This is a genomic window from Cytobacillus sp. FSL H8-0458 (assembly GCF_038002165.1).
GTDB lineage: Bacteria > Bacillota > Bacilli > Bacillales > Cytobacillaceae > Cytobacillus.
In genome coordinates, this window is record NZ_JBBOBR010000001.1 from 1,312,307 (window position 1) to 1,331,830 (window position 19,524).

The 19,524-nt window shown below is 43.1% G+C and carries 20 protein-coding genes; all 20 read left to right on the forward strand.

What is annotated here, in order from left to right; genetic code table 11:
* The 20 genes from NYE23_RS06430 (at position 1) to NYE23_RS06525 (ending at position 19,517) form a co-directional block, all read left to right on the forward strand.
* Complete coding sequence (locus NYE23_RS06430) at positions 1-918, forward strand: carbohydrate ABC transporter permease (RefSeq protein ID WP_341076354.1); 918 nt, start codon at positions 1-3, stop codon at positions 916-918.
* Between the two features lie 15 nt (positions 919-933).
* Complete coding sequence (locus NYE23_RS06435; RefSeq protein ID WP_341076357.1) at positions 934-2,292, forward strand: GH1 family beta-glucosidase; 1,359 nt, start codon at positions 934-936, stop codon at positions 2,290-2,292.
* A complete protein-coding gene (locus NYE23_RS06440; RefSeq protein WP_445662585.1) occupies positions 2,289-3,650 on the forward strand; it encodes a glycoside hydrolase family 30 protein in 1,362 nt (453 codons plus the stop codon). The genes NYE23_RS06435 and NYE23_RS06440 overlap by 4 nt, the downstream gene beginning before the upstream one ends.
* A 326-nt stretch (positions 3,651-3,976) precedes the next feature.
* On the forward strand, positions 3,977-4,423 hold the full coding sequence (locus NYE23_RS06445; protein WP_197249558.1) for a YaiI/YqxD family protein: 447 nt from the start codon (positions 3,977-3,979) through the stop codon (positions 4,421-4,423).
* Between the two features lie 35 nt (positions 4,424-4,458).
* Positions 4,459-4,650, forward strand: coding sequence for a hypothetical protein (locus NYE23_RS06450; RefSeq protein WP_048008527.1), 192 nt, complete (start codon positions 4,459-4,461; stop codon positions 4,648-4,650).
* A 245-nt stretch (positions 4,651-4,895) separates the two neighbouring features.
* On the forward strand, positions 4,896-5,033 hold the full coding sequence (locus NYE23_RS06455; RefSeq protein WP_349632379.1) for a hypothetical protein: 138 nt from the start codon (positions 4,896-4,898) through the stop codon (positions 5,031-5,033).
* The gene (locus NYE23_RS06460) at positions 5,030-5,470 is read left to right on the forward strand and encodes a hypothetical protein (RefSeq protein WP_341076368.1); all 441 of its coding nucleotides are present in this window, start codon (positions 5,030-5,032) and stop codon (positions 5,468-5,470) included. Before NYE23_RS06455 ends, NYE23_RS06460 begins: the two co-directional genes overlap by 4 nt.
* A complete protein-coding gene (locus tag NYE23_RS06465; RefSeq protein WP_341076369.1) occupies positions 5,406-5,660 on the forward strand; it encodes a glycoside hydrolase family 30 beta sandwich domain-containing protein in 255 nt (84 codons plus the stop codon). Before NYE23_RS06460 ends, NYE23_RS06465 begins: the two co-directional genes overlap by 65 nt.
* Positions 5,661-5,947: 287 nt before the next feature.
* On the forward strand, positions 5,948-7,732 hold the full coding sequence (locus NYE23_RS06470) for a sigma-54 interaction domain-containing protein (protein WP_341076370.1): 1,785 nt from the start codon (positions 5,948-5,950) through the stop codon (positions 7,730-7,732).
* Between the two features lie 243 nt (positions 7,733-7,975).
* On the forward strand, positions 7,976-8,956 hold the full coding sequence (locus NYE23_RS06475) for an aminopeptidase (protein WP_341076371.1): 981 nt from the start codon (positions 7,976-7,978) through the stop codon (positions 8,954-8,956).
* A 14-nt stretch (positions 8,957-8,970) separates the two neighbouring features.
* Positions 8,971-10,488, forward strand: a complete 1,518-nt coding sequence (locus NYE23_RS06480) for a tripartite tricarboxylate transporter permease (RefSeq protein ID WP_341076373.1) — start codon at positions 8,971-8,973, stop codon at positions 10,486-10,488.
* The gene (locus tag NYE23_RS06485; RefSeq protein WP_341076375.1) at positions 10,485-11,525 is read left to right on the forward strand and encodes a tripartite tricarboxylate transporter substrate binding protein; all 1,041 of its coding nucleotides are present in this window, start codon (positions 10,485-10,487) and stop codon (positions 11,523-11,525) included. The genes NYE23_RS06480 and NYE23_RS06485 overlap by 4 nt, the downstream gene beginning before the upstream one ends.
* A gap of 15 nt (positions 11,526-11,540) precedes the next feature.
* Positions 11,541-11,987, forward strand: a complete 447-nt coding sequence (locus NYE23_RS06490) for a tripartite tricarboxylate transporter TctB family protein (RefSeq protein WP_341076377.1) — start codon at positions 11,541-11,543, stop codon at positions 11,985-11,987.
* Positions 11,988-12,098: 111 nt separating this feature from the next.
* Positions 12,099-13,223 carry a 2-keto-3-deoxygluconate permease gene (locus tag NYE23_RS06495; RefSeq protein ID WP_341076379.1) on the forward strand — a complete coding sequence of 375 codons (1,125 nt, stop codon included), beginning with the start codon at positions 12,099-12,101 and terminating at the stop codon, positions 13,221-13,223.
* A 16-nt stretch (positions 13,224-13,239) separates the two neighbouring features.
* The gene (locus NYE23_RS06500) at positions 13,240-14,004 is read left to right on the forward strand and encodes an enoyl-CoA hydratase/isomerase family protein (protein WP_341076382.1); all 765 of its coding nucleotides are present in this window, start codon (positions 13,240-13,242) and stop codon (positions 14,002-14,004) included.
* Positions 14,005-14,050: 46 nt separating this feature from the next.
* Complete coding sequence (locus NYE23_RS06505; RefSeq protein ID WP_341076384.1) at positions 14,051-15,046, forward strand: aminopeptidase; 996 nt, start codon at positions 14,051-14,053, stop codon at positions 15,044-15,046.
* Between the two features lie 37 nt (positions 15,047-15,083).
* Entirely contained in the window at positions 15,084-16,229 is a 1,146-nt protein-coding gene (locus NYE23_RS06510; RefSeq protein ID WP_341076385.1) for a CaiB/BaiF CoA transferase family protein, read from the forward strand.
* A 45-nt stretch (positions 16,230-16,274) separates the two neighbouring features.
* Positions 16,275-16,799: a gamma carbonic anhydrase family protein gene (locus tag NYE23_RS06515; RefSeq protein ID WP_341076386.1), complete on the forward strand. Its 525-nt coding sequence runs from the start codon at positions 16,275-16,277 to the stop codon at positions 16,797-16,799.
* Positions 16,799-18,106 (forward strand): aspartate aminotransferase family protein, encoded by a 1,308-nt coding sequence (locus NYE23_RS06520; RefSeq protein ID WP_341076389.1) that lies wholly within the window; start codon positions 16,799-16,801, stop codon positions 18,104-18,106. Before NYE23_RS06515 ends, NYE23_RS06520 begins: the two co-directional genes overlap by 1 nt.
* Positions 18,093-19,517, forward strand: a complete 1,425-nt coding sequence (locus NYE23_RS06525; RefSeq protein WP_341076391.1) for an NAD-dependent succinate-semialdehyde dehydrogenase — start codon at positions 18,093-18,095, stop codon at positions 19,515-19,517. The genes NYE23_RS06520 and NYE23_RS06525 overlap by 14 nt, the downstream gene beginning before the upstream one ends.
* The last annotated feature ends 7 nt before the right edge of the window (positions 19,518-19,524 follow it).

A 19,524-nucleotide genomic window follows, 5' to 3' on the forward strand; every position in this document is an offset into this window, starting at 1 on the left:
ATGTTAGGAAAAACAGCAGCAGAAAAAGAAGTGCAGCTGAGTGAATTGACGAAGCAGCAGCCAGTAGTCCTTCCCAGCGAAAATAAACGGAAAACCAAAAGCAGGATCTCTAAAAGCATTATATATATTCTGCTTTCCTTACTGGCGGTAGTCTGTTTCATCCCATTCCTGAAGATGCTCGTCAATGCGACGCGATCCAATGAAGCCATCCTTGCAGGGTTTACGCTGATTCCCGGAACGGCGCTATTAGAGAACTACCGGACCATGATGGAATACGTCAATATTTGGGCAGGCTTCAAGAACAGTCTGATCATTTCTGTACTGGTCACCATCCTGTCGGGATATTTCTCGGCATTGACGGCGTATGGGTTTGCTTTTTACACATTCAAGGGGAAAAATTTTCTGTTTGTCTTCATGCTGGTCATGATGATGGTGCCTGGACAGCTGGGGCTGATCGGTTTTTATGAATTGAGTAAGAATCTTGGCATCCTGGATTCTTATATTCCGCTGATCGTACCGGCCATTGCCAGTCCGTTCGTCGTGTTCTTCCTGAGGCAATACGTCCAGACGACACTCCATCCGAGTCTGATTGAAGCAGCCCGGATTGATGGGGCAAGCGAGTTCAAGATTTTCCATACGGTAGCGATTCCGATCATGATGCCTGCAGTTGCCACGATGTCGATCTTTACGTTCATCGGATCCTGGAATAACTACATCATGCCGCTCGTGATCCTGTTCTCACCGGAAAAATATACATTGCCAGTTCTGATGGGATTCCTGAAAGGATCTCAGGTGGCCCAGAATCTCGGGTCCATGTACCTCGGAATTGCTATATCTGTCGTACCGATCATGATCGCCTTTCTGTTTTTGTCAAAATATATTGTCAACAGCATTTCAGCAGGTTCAATTAAAGAATAAAGGGGAGAAGAGATTATGCATTTTGATAAAAACTTTACGTTCGGAACCGCAACATCCTCCTACCAGATCGAAGGAGCACATGCAGAAGGGGGAAGGACACCATCCATATGGGATATGTTCTGTGATATTCCCGGAAAAGTCTACAAACAGCATAACGGAGATACAGCCTGTGATCACTACCATCGTTACGAGGCAGATATCCAGCATATTAAGCGCCTGGGCGTGGATACGTACCGCTTTTCGATTGCATGGCCGAGAATCTTTCCTGAGAAGGGAAAGTACAACCAGGAGGGCATGAATTTTTACAAAAAGCTGGCAGAAAGACTTCGCGAAGAGGGAATTAAGCCTGCTGTGACACTATACCACTGGGACTTGCCTCTTTGGGCTCATGAAGAAGGCGGCTGGGTCAATCGCGACTCGGTGAAATGGTTCCTTGACTATGCGAAGGCCTGCTTCACGGAACTAGATTCCCTGGTCGATTCCTGGATTACCCATAATGAGCCGTGGTGTGCAGGCTTCCTTGGCTATCACCAAGGCGTTCATGCACCCGGCCATACGAACCTGGATGAAGCTGTCAAAGCGGTTCACCATATGCTGCTTTCACACGGAAAAGCAGTCGAGATGCTGAAAAAAGAACTCGCTTCCAGCACAGAGATCGGGATTACCTTGAACCTTTCACCAGTTTATCCAAAGACAGATTCCGTCAATGACGCACTTGCAGCGAACAATGCGGATGGCTACTCCAATCGATGGTTCCTGGATCCGGTCTTTAAAGGGGAATACCCTAAGGATATGATGAATCTATTTTCAAAGTACGTACATTCGTATGATTTTATTAAGGAAGGAGATATGGAAGCTATTTCTGTCCAGTGTGACTTCTTTGGCATCAACTATTACAGCCGGGGAATTGTCGAGTTCAGTGCAGCCCATGACTTCATGCACAAGGGTGCCTATTCTGATTATGAAAAAACAGGTATGGGCTGGGATATTGCACCGAATGAGTTTAAGGATCTGATCCGCCGCCTGAGACAGGAATATACGAACCTTCCAATCTATATCACCGAGAACGGTGCAGCCTATGACGATACAGTGGAAAATGGCCGGGTGCATGACCATAAGAGGGTAGAATATATTGAAAAACATTTGGAAGCCGTTTCTGAACTGAATAAGGAAGGGATGAACATACAAGGATACTATCTGTGGTCCCTGTTGGATAATTTCGAATGGAGCTTTGGCTACGATAAGCGATTCGGCATTCTCTATGTGGATTTTGAAACACAGGAGCGGATCTGGAAAGACAGTGCCTACCGATATGCAGCAATTATCCGGGACCACAAGAAGAGCCATTCTCTCCAGGAGGAGATCGCGCAATGAGTTCCATGACTGCAGACGTCATCCTCACTGCCAAAAATACAGGAGAGCGGCTCGCGAAAAAAGAGCCGGTTTCCTTTACAGAAGAGCGTCAGATTTGCAGCACACATATTGAACTCGATCCAAATCGTAAATATCAGGAAGTAATCGGGTTCGGAGGGGCCTTCACCGAAGCGGCAGCCTGGAGCCTTTCACAAATCAGCCCGGAAAAAAGGGAAGAGATCATCAGGCGTTACTTCGATCCAGAGGAGGGACTTAGCTACCGGCTGGGGCGGACACATATTAACAGCTGCGACTTTTCATTAGGAAACTACACCTATGTCGAGGAGGGGGATACCTCATTAAAGAGCTTCTCCATCGACCGTGAAAAGGAATTTGTCCTGCCCCTTATCCATGATGCCATGAAAGCAGCCGGAGAGCAGCTATTCATCGTGGCGTCTCCCTGGAGTCCGCCTCCATGGATGAAAACAAACGGTGAAATGAACAATGGCGGGAAGCTTTTGCCCGAGTTTGCACCGGTCTGGGCTGATTATTATTCGAAGTACATAGCGGCGATGGAAGAGGAAGGGGTGCCCATCTGGGGAATTACCATTCAGAATGAACCTGAAGCCAGGCAGGTATGGGACTCCTGCCTGTACACAGGTGAGGAAGAACGGGATTTCATCAAAAATTATCTTGGTCCATCCCTTGAGAAACATGGCCATGCTGATGTGAAGGTTATCATCTGGGATCATAACCGCGATGTCATTTTCGACAGAGCCAAAGCCGTCCTGTCCGATCCAGAAGCTGCTAAATATGTGTGGGGAACGGGAGTCCATTGGTATGTGTCTGAGGAATTTGAGAATCTTTCCAAGGTTCACGATGCATTCCCTGACAAACACTTAATTTTCACAGAAGGGTGCATCGAAGGCGGCCCTCAGCCAGGTGAATGGCACACCGGAGAACGGTATGGCCGAAATATCATTGGCGACTTGAACAATCATCTTGAAGCGTGGATTGACTGGAATCTGGTGCTGAATGAAGAAGGCGGACCGAATCATGTAGGGAACTATTGCGATGCGCCAGTGATTGTGGATACTAAGAAGGATGAGGTTCACTATAACAGCTCCTACTATTATATTGGGCATTTCAGCAAGTTCATTAAGCCTGGAGCCAGGCGAATTGGCAGCCAGGCAACGAATAACCGCCTATTGGTCACCGCCTTTGAGAATATCAATGGTGAAACGGTGGCGGTATTGATGAATGAGAATGAAAGTAAAGAAGAAGTGTCTCTATCTCTTGGGGAGAAAAGTATGATGCTTGTTATTCCGGAGCATTCTATAGCTACGATTATTATTCATAGATTGAATGAAAGGGCCTGACCCTGGCTATTTAAATAAATTTGCAGGTTGGATTTCTATTTTTTCGGGGACCCTTAAACAATAAACATTAAAAACACCCTTTTGCAGGGTGTTTTTAATTATGGGTTATTCCTAAGAGTAAGGGCCTGATCCCGGCTGTTTAAAAGCAGACAGGCCCCCCTTTTCTACCATTTGCCAACAAAATTCTATAAAGTATAATATGAGGATAGAAAAATACAGCAAAAGGAAGAACTCTTGATTATTTTTAAACAAAAGTCACCAGTCTCTTTTATAGTTGAAAAAGATTAAGTTAAATAGTAAGTCGAACTTCTTAACAGGAGGGAAAGATGAAAATTTATGTGGATGCAGATGCTTGTCCGGTGAAAGATATTATTATTGCAGAAGCAAGGGATTTTGAAATTCCGGTTATCCTTGTTACAAGCTTTTCTCATTTTTCTAATGCAGAACAGCCATCAGGAGTGAAAACCATTTATGTTGATTCTGGAGCAGATGCTGCAGATTATCGGATAGTGAAGTTAGTGGAAAAAGGAGATATTATCGTGACGCAAGATTATGGTCTTGCGTCACTAGGTTTAGCAAAAGGAATTATCGTCCTCCACCATAAAGGATTTAGATATACAAATGAAAATATTGACCAATTATTACAAACACGTTATTTAAGTGCAATGGCTAGAAAAAGCGGACAGCGAACGAAGGGACCAAAGCCTTTTACTGCAGAAGACCGGGAGCAATTTAGGGTTCTTTTTAAACAGGTTATTTCACGTAAAATTTAAGCTAAACTTAGAGATTCAGAAAGGAGCTAAATATTTTGAAGTATTTAAAATCGCAAATGCAACAACTAATTAAGGAAAATAAAGAACTCCATACACGCTTTAAAGAACTGAAGGCTGAGCATGGTCTTGAGAAAAACAATGCCCTCAAGGCCTTGTACCATTCAGAAGTTGCGGATGGAGGAAAGTATCAGGTAGCTTACCAGGCACTTGATCAGCCCAAAAAGTAGACTCTTATATCTAATTATACTTACTAAAAATTCTGTTATAAATGCTGGATGGTTATAAGTGGATTAAGTTAGTGACCAAATTATGAAGTGGGTTGCTACGCAGTACAACGATACTGCGTATTCGAACGACATATAATTGTTCTCTTTGTAGAAGAATGTACTTATTAACGAGGGCTTGAGTTTAATAAATAATCACAGAGGGACGGTATTATTCGAAGTACATAGCGGCGATGGAAGAGGAAGGGGTGCCCATCTGGGGAATCACCATTCAGAACGAACCTGAAGCAAAGCAGGTATGGGACTCCTGCCTGTACACAGGTGAAGAAGAACGGGATTTTATCAAAAATCATCTTGGTCCATCCCTTGAGGCCATGGTGATGTGAAGATTATCATCTGGGATCATAACCGTAATGTCATTTTCGAGAGAGCCCAAGCCGTCCTGTCCGATCCAGAAACTGCTAAATATGTGTGGAGAACGGGAGTCCATTGGTATGTATCTGAGGAATTTGAGAATCTCTCCAAGGTGCACGATGCATTCCCAGACAAGCACTTAATTTTCACAGAAGGGTGCATCGAAGGCGGCCCTCAGGCAGGCGAATGGCATACGGGAGAAAGATATGGCCGAAACATCATCGGCGACTTGAACGATCATCTTGAAGCATGGATTGACTGGAATCTCGTGCTGAATGAAAAAGGCGGATCGAATCATGTCGGGAACTACTGCGATGCGCCTGTGATTGTGGATACGAAGAAGGATGAGGTGCACTATAACAGCTCCTACTATTATATATTATATTGGGCATTTCAGCAAGTTCATTAAGCCTGGAGCCAGGCGAAATGGCAGCCAGGCATCGAATAACCGCCTATTAGCCACCGCCTTTGAAAATATTAATGGTGAAACGGTGGCGGTTATGATGAATGAGAATGATAGCATAGAAGAAGTGTCTCTATCCCTTGGTGGGGATAGTATGATGCCGGAGCGTTCTATAGCGACGGTTATTATTCATTAATAGGAGAACAGCCCTGATTGGGGGCTGTTTTTTTGTATATTGTGTAAGACTTGTAAGCATGTATCAGGTGCTTTTTCTTAATACAATTTTGTAGGGTGTCTTATCCATTTCTTAACTATTTTATCGATATATTTCTTTCTAAAGAGATATTAAAAAACACTAAGACTTAATGAATATTCAGAATTTTCCAGAGGTTTTTCACATTTCGAATCGAATGATATATAGTATCTGCAATTTTATAAACTTTCCTGCTCAATAGGAGGAACTAATCTGCGAGGAGGATATAAATGGGTAATTCAATCCTTTTTGAAATTCAAGAAGAAGTGAACTTAGTGGCAGAGGCCATTAAATCTGTTTTGTCTTTAGAAGTGATTATTTATGATAAAAATAAAGTTGTCGTTACGGCCACAGGCGGAGGCACGCATGCAGTTGTGGGTGAGCCGGTTCGAGGGCATATCATCGCAGAAGTCTTAAAAACAAATCAGCCTGTCTACAACTTTGAGCCAGGTTTTCATGACGTATGCAAAAGCTGTATCCTTCATCAAAATTGCCCTGAAAAATCAGATGTTTCATATCCATTAACACATGAGGGCGAAATTGTCGGGGTTATCAGTTTAACGGCATTCTCTGAAAAACAAAAAAATGAATTTAAAGAGAAGCATCGTATTTTATCCAATTACCTTGGGAAAATGGCAGATTTAATCAGCAGCAAAATAAATGGAACTTCGCTTTTAAAGAAATATTTATCCACCTCACAAATGCTGCAAGTGACGATTCAATCCATGTACGAGGGAATCATTGCTGTTGATCAGAAAGGGTACATTTTAGAGATGAATCGTTCTGCAGAAAAAATACTAAATATAAAAAAACACAATGTTTTAACTTTGAATATTTCAGAAGTTATTCAAAACCTGCCGATTACAAAAGTATTTTCAACTGGTCAAGGATACTCGGATATAGAATGTTCTCTTGTTGTAAATGGAAAAATGATTCAAGTCATTATCAGTGCTAACCCTCTGATCCATAACAGCCAAATTATTGGATGTGCCATTACCCTCAAAGATTTAGCCGAAGTTCAAAAGTTTGCCTATTCTATAACATCTGAGGTAGATGATTCTACGTTCGATATTATTGTGGGAAAAAGCCCTGCTATATTGCAGACAAAGGCTGCAGCCAAAAAAGTTGCGGCAACAGATTCTACAGTCATCTTTTTAGGGGAGAGCGGAACAGGGAAGGAGCTTTTTGCCAGAGCATTGCACCAAGAGAGCAAAAGAGTAAATAAACCATTTCGGGCCATTAATTGTGCAGCCATTCCTGAACATTTACTGGAAAGTGAATTGTTTGGATATAGCGAGGGTGCGTTTACGGGTGCAAGAAAAAGTGGAAAGCCGGGAAAATTTGAAATGGCACAAGGAGGCACTATTTTTCTGGATGAAATAGGTGACATGCCATTGCATTTACAAGTGAAGCTGTTAAGAGTGTTAGAAGAAAGAAAAATTGAACGAATTGGTTCGAATAACTCAATAGATATTGATATCAGAGTCGTTGCAGCAACCCATAAAAACTTAGAAAAAATGGTAGCTGACGGAGAATTTCGGCAGGATTTATTTTTTAGGCTAAGCGTCATTCCGCTTCATATTCCCCCATTGAGGGAAAGAGATGGGGATATTCCCGTCCTGCTCCAGCATTTTGTGCAGCACTATGACAAAATTACGGGAAAGAAAGTGAGAGGTTTCACTCCTGATGCGGAGAATCGGCTAGGTTCGTACAACTGGCCAGGTAATATACGTGAACTTCAAAATGCTGTGGAATATGCCATAAACATGGCAACGGACCACTGGATTAGAGTAGAAAACCTGCCTCCAAGAATCCGTGAACAAAATCACCTGAATGCTGATAAAGAAAATAGTACTCTGGCAGAAATGGAAGAAAGAATGATCATGGACGCATTAAAGAGATATAGTGATACATTGAATGGAAAGAAACAAGCTGCAGATGAACTTGGTATAAATGTAGCAACTCTATATAGGAAAATTAATAAATACGAGCTTAATCGCAAAATGCAATTATAGTTCGCAAATTGCGATTACGTTAAAAACATAGCTGATTTGTCTTTTCTTCTAAATTTGGACAGATCTCCTATGTTTTTTTTGCAATTTGCGAACAATGGACCTTAGTGATGTTTTTAATAAAAGAGAAGTTGTCCTGCATAACCCTATTAAACTGGGAGTCTTAAAGAAAAATAAAGTAAAATCACAACTTGGCACGGTACTTGCATTCTAACTAGTTGAAGTAAAAAAACGAGGGGGAGTGCAATGAGAATCATCAATAAAATGTTTATGATGAAGTCCGTTCAGACTTTATTGAAGACATGTCTAAATGTAAAGCCTGGAGAAAACCTATTGATTCTAACGGATACAAATACGACTGAGATTGGAGAGGTTTTCGCACTTGCTGGTGAAGGGATGGGAGCAGAGGTTGTTATGACAATCATGAATCCCACCACAAGGCATGGGGATGAACCGCCTAGAATCATTGCAGAAGCAATGAAAGCAGCTGATGCGATCGTTGCTCCGACAACATTTTCTATTAATCATTCAACTGCGAGGAAAGAAGCAAGTAATGCAGGTGCAAGATTAATATTTATGCCTGATGCAAATGAAGAGGTTTTCTTAGATGGTTCCCTGGATATCGATTATTTTGCACAAAAGAAAATAATCGATAAAGTATCCGCCATTCTTGAAGAAGGAGAAAGATTGAGCATCACAACCACTTTAGGTACGGAGCTTTCCATGTCCATATCAGGACGTCATGCTGTACCTCAAACTGGAATTTGCCATGAACCTGGAAGTATTTCACCCCCGCCTTGCATTGAAACAGCAGTGGCGCCAATAGAAGGGACGACAGAAGGAGTCATGTACATTGATGGGGCCATTGTGCCGGGAAGGGCTTGTGAAGATCCGGTTAAAGTTGTCTTTAGAGAAGGAAAAATCATTTCCATTGAAGGAAAAGAAGATGCTGAAATGCTTAAGCAAACGCTTGAAAGCTACAATCATCCCAATGTATATTGCGCAGTGGAAATGGGAATTGGCATGAATCCAAAGGCGAAAATTGGCAGAGGAGGGCAGCTGGAAGACGAGGCAGAGTTTGGGACGATGCATATTGGAATTGGCAATGGTATTACATTTGGAAGCAGTATCAGAGCCCCGGGGCATTGTGATTTAGTGATTCGGAAACCGACTATCAAAGTGGATGGGAAAATCCTTATGAAGGACGGAGAACTCTATATAGATTAGGGGGAGGAGGTTTTTTGGGAGAATTAAGTCTAATTGGCGAATCGCTGTCAAGTTTTTTTACAGTTAAAATCATGCTTTTGTTTCTTTTTGGTACGATTGCAGGAATGGCAGTAGGTGCCCTTCCAGGTCTCACTACGACCATGGGAGTATCCTTGCTGATTTCGTTTACCTGGGGGATGGAATGGATAGAAGCGATGGTTTTAATTGTTTCCGTTCATATAGGAGGGACCTATGGCGGGTCTACGCCAGCCATCTTCTTAAATATCCCGGGAACCCCGGCCTCAGCTGCGACAGCTATGGATGGTTATCCAATGGCTCAGCGGGGGGAAGGGGGGCTGGCAAGAGGACTTGCCACCTTCCAATCCTTTTTAGGTACGATTCTGGCAGCTGTTATATTTCTAATTGGAGCGCCTATCCTGTTAGATCTAAGTATGAATTTCGGATCATGGGAGTATTTTCTGCTCGCCATGTTTGGAATTATTCTTAGTGCAAATCTAACCGCTGAGTCATTGACGAAAGGACTTATTTCGGGGATCTTAGGATTGGCACTGGCCACTGCAGGGATGGATAAGATCACAGGTGTCCAGAGGTTTACTTTTGGAGAAAGTGCACTAATGGATGGTTTTAGTCTCATTGCTGTCTTAATCGGAGTTTTTGGAATTGCTGAGGTAATTGACTCTATTATGAAGCTGAAGCCGCCTTTGAAAGCAGAAAAATTCCAATCAAGCATTCCCCCGTGGAAGATGTTATTGAAGTTTTTGCCTGCCGGCGGAAGATCTTCTGTCATTGGTGCCGCGATAGGAGCTATTCCAGGTGTTGGAGCAGATGTAGCAGCCTGGGTATCCTACGATGTGGCCCGTAGAAGAAGTAAGAAACCTGAAACTTTTGGCAAAGGGAATCCAGAAGGAATCGTTGCTGCAGAAACGGCAAATAATGCTTGTGTTCCAGGTACATATATACCAATGCTGGCCCTTGGTATCCCTGGTGATGCAGTCACGGCAGTTATTATAGGGGGGCTTTTACTTCATGGATTGCAGCCTGGTCCTCTTTTGCTGACACAAAATCCAAATATATTAAATCAGTTTTTTATTATCTTAACGATATCTGCTGCGTTCATGCTTGTGTTTGGATTATTTTTCTCTTACTTATTCCAGAAAATCCTTTCTGTTCCCAGAAGTATAGTATTGCTTGCTGTAACAGTATTTAGTGTTGTAGGTACTTTTGCAGTAAACAATCGGCCATTTGATATTGGAATCATGTTTCTTTTTGGCATAATCGGTTTTCTTATGAGGAAAGTCGGATTGGCTGCCCCTCCTTTGGTGTTAGGATTGATCCTTGGTTTAATGGCGGAACAAAATTTCCGAAGAGCGATGGTAAGTTCGGATTATTCCTTTGTTCCATTTATTACACGCCCAATCAGTCTTTTTTTACTGGTCTGTATTGTATTCCTGATTTTAAATCAGAATCAATTTTTATCAAAACGTTTAAAGAATGTGTGGGGGAAAATAAAGCCTAAGGAGGCGAACTTATGAAATTAAAAATGATGGTTCTGACTCTATTTTCAGGGGTTCTGATATTAGGTGCATGTTCTGGTAATCAATCAAATCAAAAGGCATCTGGCAGCAAGGAAGCAGAAGGTGCATACCCTTCGCAGCCAATTGAAATTATTGTGGGTTTTGGTGAGGGCGGCGGTACTGACACTATGGCAAGGACACTGCAGCCTATCCTTCAGAAAGAATTGGGAGAATCCATTGCGGTGAGAAACATGCCTGGAGCTTCCAGTGCATTGGCCCTTGAATATGTTAACGAACAAGAGTCTGACGGACACACCATCCTATTTCAAACCGATCTGGTCCGTGTCTTTCCAACAATGGGCATGACGGATTTAACATACAACGATTTCGAACAAATTGGAATTGGCGCAATGGGGATTGCCAATTTTACAGTTAAAGACAACTCTGACCTGAAGACGTTTGATGATGTTGTTCAGCTATTAAAAGATGGAAATGCGAAGGTTGGTGTGGCAGCGATTGGGGACCCATGGCACCTCACTTTGGAGATTGTGAATAGTGTAGTGGGTGGAGATGCCGAAATTATCACGTATGACTCTGGTTCAAATGCTGCCATGGCTGCCATGAAGGGCGAGGTGGATTTCTCAATCAGCGGGGTTAATGAGGTAGTGGATCTGCTTCGGGCAGGGGATTTACGTTCACTGGCTGTTATGGATAATAAAGCTTTTGAAGTGGATGGCCTTGAATCAATTCCGCCTGTCACTGAATTTGTTTCTGATTTGGAAAAATATGTACCGGAAGGAACCTGGTGGGGGCCAGCTGTGAAGCGCGGAACACCTGAAGAAATCGTAACTAAAATTAGAGACGCATACAACAAAGCGATCAGCAGTGATGAATTTAAGGAATTTACAAAGAAACGGGCAATTGTCCTTACAGATATTGAGGATAGTCAAGAATATACAAAACAAATCACCGAAAAAACAAGCTGGCTGCTTTGGGATATTGGTGTGGGAAAACGGTCACCGGAAGAAGTAGGAATCAGCCGGCCAAAAGAGTGATAGAAAGGAGAAAAGATGCGGATAAATAAAGATTATCTTTTGGCGGGAATTGTTTTTGCGATTGGCCTCTTTTTTGTAATAGGCAGCTATAATTTCCCGCCAGGAGAACATTTTTTAAATTCATCTCGTTCATTTCCCATGCTGCTCGGCTATAGTTTGACAGGTCTATCAATCTGGCAGTTTGCCCAAACGTTCAGAAAGAAAAAAGAGGAGGAAGAGGAAACAGGTTCTGTCTCCTTTCAGGAAGTTAAAAGAGGGATACTATATCTGCTTTTAACAGTTATTTATATCTTTCTGTTAATACCTTTCATAGGGTTTCTGTATTCTACTTTAATCTTTTTACTCATTGGCATGCTCTATTATAAGGAAGTTCGCTGGTATACGGCCACATTAGTATCCATAGGGATGATTGGATTCATATATGTGGTGTTTGAAAAACTCATGTATATTCGATTACCTTGAAAAACGAAATTATTATTTACTCTCTTGCATGATCCAATGAAAGACGAGGAGACAGGATTTAAAGAATTCGCTGTAAAAGGAAATCAAATAATAGATATGGCGGTGATTTAAATGAGGATAAAGCAAAGAATTGAAAGAGTTCCCGGAGGGCTGATGGTCATCCCGCTGATGCTTGGCGCTTTATTTAATACGATTGATCAGCTTCACATTCCATTTATAATGAATTTCCTTAAAAGCATAGGGGTATCGCCGGTTGAAGAAGGAATTTATGAGTTTATGAAAATCGGAGGATTCTCGGAAGCACTCTTTAAAACAGGAACGTTAACACTCATTGGCTTGTTCTTATTTTGTGCAGGAAGCCAGATGAATTTGCGGGTAGGCGGAAAGGCTTTAAAGAAAGGAATTCTATTAACAGGAAGCAAGTGTTTGACCGGGATTGCAATCGGAATTTTATTTGGGATGTTTTTTGACCCAATGAACGGTCTGCTTGGATTATCTACTCTGGCCATTATTGCCGCCATGACCAATGGGAATGAAGGAATGTATGCCGTGTTGACAGGGCAATACGGGAATCGGTCAGATGTTGGGGCCATTTCCGTCCTGACTCTGAATGACGGTCCTTTTTTCACCATGCTGGCTTTGGGGATGGTTGGCGTTAATTTTCCTCTAATCGCATTCATAGCTGTCCTGCTTCCAATCGCTTTAGGAATGCTGTTAGGAAATCTGGATGAAGACATTCGGGAGTTTTTAAAGCCGGGTGAAACGCTGCTTGTACCATTCTTTGCATTCTGTCTTGGAGCAGGAATGAATTTCATGAGTTTCTTTAATCCTGAAGCTGTTTGGGGAGGTTTAGCTCTCGGGTTTGCCACAGTCATTTTTACCGCATTAACCGGAATCCTGGTCTATAGGCTATTTGGAGAAAAAAGTACAATTGGCCCTGTTGCAGAAGCATCAACTGCAGGGAACGCAGTGGGGACACCTGCTGCAATCGCAGCAGCAGCATCAGTGGCAGCGGGTGCCGGTCTGATGACGGTGGAGAAGGCTCAAAGTTTTCAGGAAATTGCCAATTTAGCCACAATACAAATTTCCATTTCTACTATTACTACCTCGATATTATGCCCAATAGCCGTCATTTTATGGGATAAGTATCAAAGAAGCAAAGGCATAGATGGACGTCTGGAGGATATACCCGGCAAAAAAATAAAAATCTCTGCTGAGCTTGAACAGGAATCATAGAAGGGTGATGAAAAGGTTGGAAAAAATTCAAGCTGAAATATCCGATTTTATTTGCACCATTACCATTAAAAACCCGCCAATGAATATTTTGACGAAAGAGTTTCGGCAAGAGTTTGTTCCCTATATGGAGAAGCTTAAAACCTCTTCGGATGTCCGGGTTATTGTCCTTACTGGAGAGGGGGATCGGGCATTTTGCGCGGGAGCCGATTTAAACGAAGAAGGAGAGCTGACTCCTGAATCTGTCCGGCATTTCTTAGAGGAAGATTGCAGAATTTACGATATTGTCAATGAAATGCCCCAGCCTGTGATTGCCGCAGTTAATGGCTATGCGTTTGGCGGAGGGTTCGAGCTTGCCTTAGCGTGTGATATTCGCATCATGTCGGAACGCGCCAAGCTTTGTGCAGCAGGGGTAAAGGTTGGACTGGTTGTCGGACCAACTCGTTTAGTAAGGCTATTGGGTGAAGCATATGCCAAAGAAGTGATTTTGACAGGCAGAACGATAACAGCTGAGGAAGCATTGCAAAGAGGTTTGGCAAGCAGAGTGGTATCCCATGACAAGCTGCTGGCAGAAGCGCATGAATGGGCACAGCTGATTGCTTCCCGTGCTCCAATCGCAGTCAGACATGCGAAGAACACGATTCAGAAAACCATGGATTTTGAGTGGCAGGAAGCAATGGAACAGGAACTGGATGCCTTTATTGAATGCCAGGATACATGGGATCATAAGCATGCGATTGAATCATTCTTTAACAAGAAGCAGCCAGCTTTTAAAGGGATGTAGATTTGAACTTTGCAAAAATTGATCATACAGGGAGTTGTTTTAAAAGATGAAAGAAGCATTAATGTACCCGGCCGCTACTGCACTCGTAAAAGTTCTGGCAGGTGTTAAGAGTGGGGAAAAAGTTGTCATCCTAACAGATTTTTTAACGGATGGAATCACAAAAGTTCTGGCATCTGTTGTCTGTTCACTCGACGCTGAGCCCATCACGATCTCAATGCCGCCAAGAAAAGGACATGGAGATGCCTTGCCGGATGCAGTCGCAGCGGCTATGAAGGAAGCCGATGTGATCATCGCACCGACAACCTATAACATTGCCCATACAAAAGCCCGCCATGATGCACAAAGGGCAGGAGCCCGAGTTTTAATCTTGCCTGAAGCTCATGAAGACATTTTATTAAGCAAGGGTCTGCGTGCTGACTTTGCTGCACTAGGGCCTCAAGTGGAGAAACTGGCAGACATATTGACAGCTGGTGAATTTGTCCATATCACGACATCGCTTGGCACAGATTTAAGATTTTCCATCAAAGGCAGATCAGGTAGAGCTCTAACTGGGTTTGCAAATAGTACCGATGTTTCGGCAGCCCACTGCATCGAATCCAGCATTGCTCCGGTCGAAGGAACCGCTGAAGGAATTTTAGTGGTAGATGGGAGTATTCCAGGGGTGGGTCTAATGGAGACTCCAGTTGAAGTGGTATTTAAGGAAGGAAAGGCGGTTTCGATTACAGGAGGCAGAGAAGCGGAGCAATTCAGGAAAATATTAATGGAGAAGAATGATGAAGAAGGCAATATCTATTTTGCCGGTGAGTTTGGCATTGGCATGAATCCGGAATGTGAATTGGAAAACAGCATGCTAAGTGATGAAGGGGTTTATGGAACGATCCACATTGCTTTAGGTACCAATGCATATATAGGGGGAACTGTGAAGGCCAAAGGGCATTACGATATGGTCGTAAAGGATCCGCGGGTCGAAATCGACGGCAAACTCATTCTGGACAATCAGGAACTCTATTTATTTGAAGATAAAGCCTTAAATAGACTTTGAGAAAGTGGAATCCATTTTATAGAAGGAGATGGTACGAATGAGTGCATTGGAAGGCATTAGAGTAATTGACTTAAGCCAGGTTATGGCAGGGCCTTATTGCGGTATGCTGCTGGCCGATATGGGTGCTGATGTCATTAAAGTTGAACCGCCAAAAGGGGAAAGCACCAGAAGATGGTCCCCTTATAAGGAAGGGGAAAGCGGCGCGTTTATGGCGATAAACCGGAATAAGCGCAGCATAACGCTTGATTTAAAAAGCGCAGAAGATCAGAAAGTATTTTATAAGTTAATTGAAACCGCTGATATTTTGATAGAAAATTTCCGTCCCGGGGTGGTTAAGCGTTTAGGCGTTGATTATGAAACACTCAATCAGATTAATCCGAAACTGATCTACTGTTCTATTTCAGGATTCGGACAGTATGGCCCATATTCATCCCGTGGCGGTTATGACTTAATTGCACAGGGAATGACCGGAATTATGAGTGTGACAGGTGAACGGAATGGAAACCCGGTTAAATGCGGCCTTCCGATTATCGATTTGGGTTCTGGCCTGTTTTCTGTATACGGTATCTTATCCGCATTGTATGCCAGGGTTCATTCCAATGAGGGGCAGTATATTGATGCTTCTTTATATGATACGGGAATCGCATTGTCGGTTTGGGAAAGCACTCAATATTGGTTTACGGGAGAAACACCTGCACCTACTGGAAGCGGACATCGCTTGTCCGCTCCTTACCAGGCATTTCGTGCCAGTGATGGTTATTTTACGGTTGGTGCAGATACACCACATCATTGGCCGGTCTTTTGCCAGATCATCGGCAGACCTGAATTCTTATCGGATGACCGATTTGCTGATGACGCGTCTCGAATTCAGCACTTAGATGAATTTGTCCGATTAATTGAGGAGAAAACGAGTCTGAATCCGAGACATTACTGGCTGGAAAAATTCGAGAAAGCGGGAATTCCTGCTGGCCCGATAAATACCTATCCAGAATCTTTAACTGACCAGCACACACTATCCAGAAGAATGATAGAAGAGGTTGTGCACCCTGTTGCAGGGAAAATAAAAGCATTAGGGATTCCTGTCAAACTATCAAAAACACCTGGAAAGATAGCGAAATCAGCTCCTGTGCTGGGAGAACATAAGGAAGAGATTCTAAAAGAATTAGGACTCGCAGCTAAATAAGGTGTGATAGATAAATCCTGATACTCATTAAGGAGAAGGATATGCATGATTGAACAATTAAAAGGGCGGGTTCCGTCCATTCATGCCGAAACCATGATACATGGCTCGGCACAAGTGATTGGCGACGTCAGAATAGCCAAAAATGTCAGTGTTTGGCCTCAATCAGTCTTAAGAGCAGATGATGATAATTTTATCGAAATTGGTGAAGGAAGCAATATTCAGGACGGCTGTATCTGCCATGTGACACCTGAGGCTCCTTTAAGGATAGGGAAAATGGTAACGGTGGGGCATGGTGCCATTTTACATGCCTGTACGATCGAGGATGGAGCTTTGATTGGCATTGGTTCGATTATTTTAGATGGGGCTGTCATTGAAAAAGGAGCACAAGTTGGAGCGGGTGCGTTAGTTCCTCTAGGGAAAGTGATTCCTAAAGGCAGCTTAGCAATTGGAGTTCCTGCCAAAATCGTGCGGGAACTAACAGAAAATGAAATACATGACCTGGAAAAAAATGCAGAAGAATACATCGAGCTATGGAAACGCGATTATCGTGAAGAGAGTGAGGAGTCATAATGATTAAAGAGAATAAAAGCTTAGCAGAAAGAGGCGACCGTGTTTTGCCCCCGGCTGCCAACAGAGTAACGAGGATAGGTGTAACGAAAGCATTTGGCTCAACCATAGAGGATGAGAACGGTAAAAAATATCTCGATTTTGCCAGTGGTGTTGGAGTAAATAATGTTGGACACTGCCATCCCGAGGTAATTGAAGCGGTTAAGCGGCAGCTGGATACCATGATTCATGTTGGCCATAATGTAGCTTACTATCCATCCTATATTCAATTAGCGGAGGAACTAAATGAATTAACCGGATCACAGAAAATGGTGTACTTTTCAAATAGCGGAGCAGAAGCGAATGAGGGAGCTATCAAATTAGCGAAAAAAGCGACAAAGCGTCCAGCCATCCTATCATTCAAACGGGGTTTCCATGGACGGACACTCGCAACGACATCGATCACTTTCTCAAGCTCAGCTTATCGACAGGATTATGAGGGTCTTCTTCCAAGCGTATATGCTTGTGAATATCCATATCCTTTTAGAACCGGGCTAAATTATGAAGAAGAGACGAAACGATGTATTCAAAGCATCAATGAAGTATTCCAGTATCAAGTGGCTCCATCCCAGGTGGCAGCCATAATCCTTGAACCTGTACAGGGAGAGGGCGGGTATATTGTACCTCCGAAAGAATTTTTGAAACAAATAAGAGAAATATGTGATCAGCATGGGATATTGCTTATTTTTGATGAAGTTCAAACCGGTTTCGGAAGAACGGGGAAAATGTTTGCCTATGAACATTTTGGAGTAGAGCCGGACATTCTTACCTTAGGAAAGGGAATTGCTTCAGGCTTCCCTTTAAGTGCCATCATTGCCAAGAAAGAAATTATGGAGAAATGGGAGCCGGGAACACATGGAGGCACTTATGGCGGAAACCCTGTCTCGTGTGCGGCTGCCTTGGCTTCCATTGAAATTCTAAAACGGGAAGGTATAGATAATGCCCAAACTTTAGGGGGATATCTAAAACAGCAATTATATGATTTGAAATCAGAATTTTCGGTCATCGGTGATGTGAGAGGTCTGGGCCTGATGATCGGCATAGAGTTCACGGATGAAAAAGGCCGCCCGGATGCCAGTACAGTAAATTGGCTGAAGAATTTTGCTTTAGAACACGGAGTCATTCTTTTAACCTGCGGCACGGAGAAGAATGTTTTGCGGTTTATCCCGCCTGTAACGGTATCAAAAGAGGAACTTGATCAGGCAGTTTTTGTACTGAAAGAAGGATTGCAGCAGCTCGCAAAAAAGGAGAACGGTCATGCTATATATTAATGGTGAATGGAAATCTTCCAATAAAAATAAATCGATAACTGTGTATAATCCTGCTACTTTAGAAAAATTTGGTACGGTCGCTTATGGAGGAAAGGAAGAGGCCGAGGAAGCAATCCAGGCAGCATCCGCTGCCTTTCAAGACTGGAAGAAAACAAGCGCAGTTGAGAAATCACAATATCTTAGAAAAATCGCCGATTGTCTAAGAGAAAGAGAAGAAGATCTGGCAGTAACCATTACGAAAGAGATGGGGAAACCTCTGAAAGAATCCCTTGGTGAAGTCAAACTGGCGATTTCCTATATGGATTGGTATGCAGAGGAAGCGAAGCGTATTTATGGGGAGACCATTCCAGCTTCCAGCAGGGATAAACGCATACTGGTACTGCAGGAGCCGGTTGGAGTGACGGGCGCGATTACACCATGGAACTTTCCAGCCGCCATGGTTACCCGCAAAATTGCACCAGCGTTAGCTGCCGGGTGTCCTGTCATCCTAAAACCAGCTTCAGCTACTCCCTTAACGGCAGTGAAGATATTCGAAGCCATTCATCAGGCTGGCCTGCCTAAAGGAGTAGCCAATTTGATTATTGGACCTTCTAATGAGATTGCTCAAACGTTATTAGACAGCAAGCAGGTGCGAAAACTGACTTTCACAGGTTCAACGGCAGTTGGGAAAAAGCTGATGAGAGACGCATCAAATACGGTCAAAAAAGTTTCAATGGAATTAGGCGGTCATGCCCCCTTTATCGTATTTGAGGACGCTGATTTAGAGAAAGCCGCAGAAGCAGCGGTTGCAAGCAAGTTCAGGAATGCAGGACAAACGTGTGTATGCACAAACCGGATTTATGTTCAGAAGGAAGCCGCAGAGGAATTTACCCGCTTGTTTGCAGAAAAGGTAAATCGTCTGCAAATCGGGAATGGCATGGATGATGATACAGATATTGGGCCATTAATTAATGAAGAGAGCCTTGATAAAGTTGTTGAACATGTGGAGGATGCCAAAGAAAAAGGCGGTGTGGTTATCTGCGGCGGATCTCTGGCAGATATGAATGCTAAAGGTGTATTCTATCAGCCTACGGTTATACAGCATGCACATGAATCGATGAAGATTGCAAGAGAAGAAACATTTGGCCCAGTGGTGCCGATTTTCACCTTCGAAACGGAAGAAGAAGCAATCGAACGGGCCAATCATCCAGAATACGGACTTGCATCTTACTGCTTCACTTCTGATTTAAATCGCGCCTTCAGGGTAATGGAATCTCTCGAATATGGCATTATTGGCATTAATGATGCGATGCCGACAACAGCGCAAGCCCCGTTCGGAGGAATGAAGGAAAGCGGTGTAGGAAGGGAAGGCGGCAAGTACGGATTGATGGAGTATCTGGAAGAGAAGTTTGTCTCATTGAATATTGGATAATCAAAGG

What these genes read in the sequence shown, in the direction of transcription:
- NYE23_RS06430 (WP_341076354.1), top strand. Translation starts at nt 1, where the DNA reads ATGTTAGGAAAAACAGCAGCAGAAAAAGAAGTGCAGCTGAGTGAATTG.
- NYE23_RS06435 (WP_341076357.1), top strand. Translation starts at nt 934, where the DNA reads ATGCATTTTGATAAAAACTTTACGTTCGGAACCGCAACATCCTCCTAC.
- NYE23_RS06440 (WP_445662585.1), top strand. Translation starts at nt 2,289, where the DNA reads ATGAGTTCCATGACTGCAGACGTCATCCTCACTGCCAAAAATACAGGA.
- NYE23_RS06445 (WP_197249558.1), top strand. Translation starts at nt 3,977, where the DNA reads ATGAAAATTTATGTGGATGCAGATGCTTGTCCGGTGAAAGATATTATT.
- NYE23_RS06465 (WP_341076369.1), top strand. Translation starts at nt 5,406, where the DNA reads ATGAGGTGCACTATAACAGCTCCTACTATTATATATTATATTGGGCAT.
- NYE23_RS06470 (WP_341076370.1), top strand. Translation starts at nt 5,948, where the DNA reads ATGGGTAATTCAATCCTTTTTGAAATTCAAGAAGAAGTGAACTTAGTG.
- NYE23_RS06475 (WP_341076371.1), top strand. Translation starts at nt 7,976, where the DNA reads ATGAGAATCATCAATAAAATGTTTATGATGAAGTCCGTTCAGACTTTA.
- NYE23_RS06485 (WP_341076375.1), top strand. Translation starts at nt 10,485, where the DNA reads ATGAAATTAAAAATGATGGTTCTGACTCTATTTTCAGGGGTTCTGATA.
- NYE23_RS06490 (WP_341076377.1), top strand. Translation starts at nt 11,541, where the DNA reads ATGCGGATAAATAAAGATTATCTTTTGGCGGGAATTGTTTTTGCGATT.
- NYE23_RS06495 (WP_341076379.1), top strand. Translation starts at nt 12,099, where the DNA reads ATGAGGATAAAGCAAAGAATTGAAAGAGTTCCCGGAGGGCTGATGGTC.
- NYE23_RS06505 (WP_341076384.1), top strand. Translation starts at nt 14,051, where the DNA reads ATGAAAGAAGCATTAATGTACCCGGCCGCTACTGCACTCGTAAAAGTT.
- NYE23_RS06510 (WP_341076385.1), top strand. Translation starts at nt 15,084, where the DNA reads ATGAGTGCATTGGAAGGCATTAGAGTAATTGACTTAAGCCAGGTTATG.
- NYE23_RS06515 (WP_341076386.1), top strand. Translation starts at nt 16,275, where the DNA reads ATGATTGAACAATTAAAAGGGCGGGTTCCGTCCATTCATGCCGAAACC.
- NYE23_RS06520 (WP_341076389.1), top strand. Translation starts at nt 16,799, where the DNA reads ATGATTAAAGAGAATAAAAGCTTAGCAGAAAGAGGCGACCGTGTTTTG.
- NYE23_RS06525 (WP_341076391.1), top strand. Translation starts at nt 18,093, where the DNA reads ATGCTATATATTAATGGTGAATGGAAATCTTCCAATAAAAATAAATCG.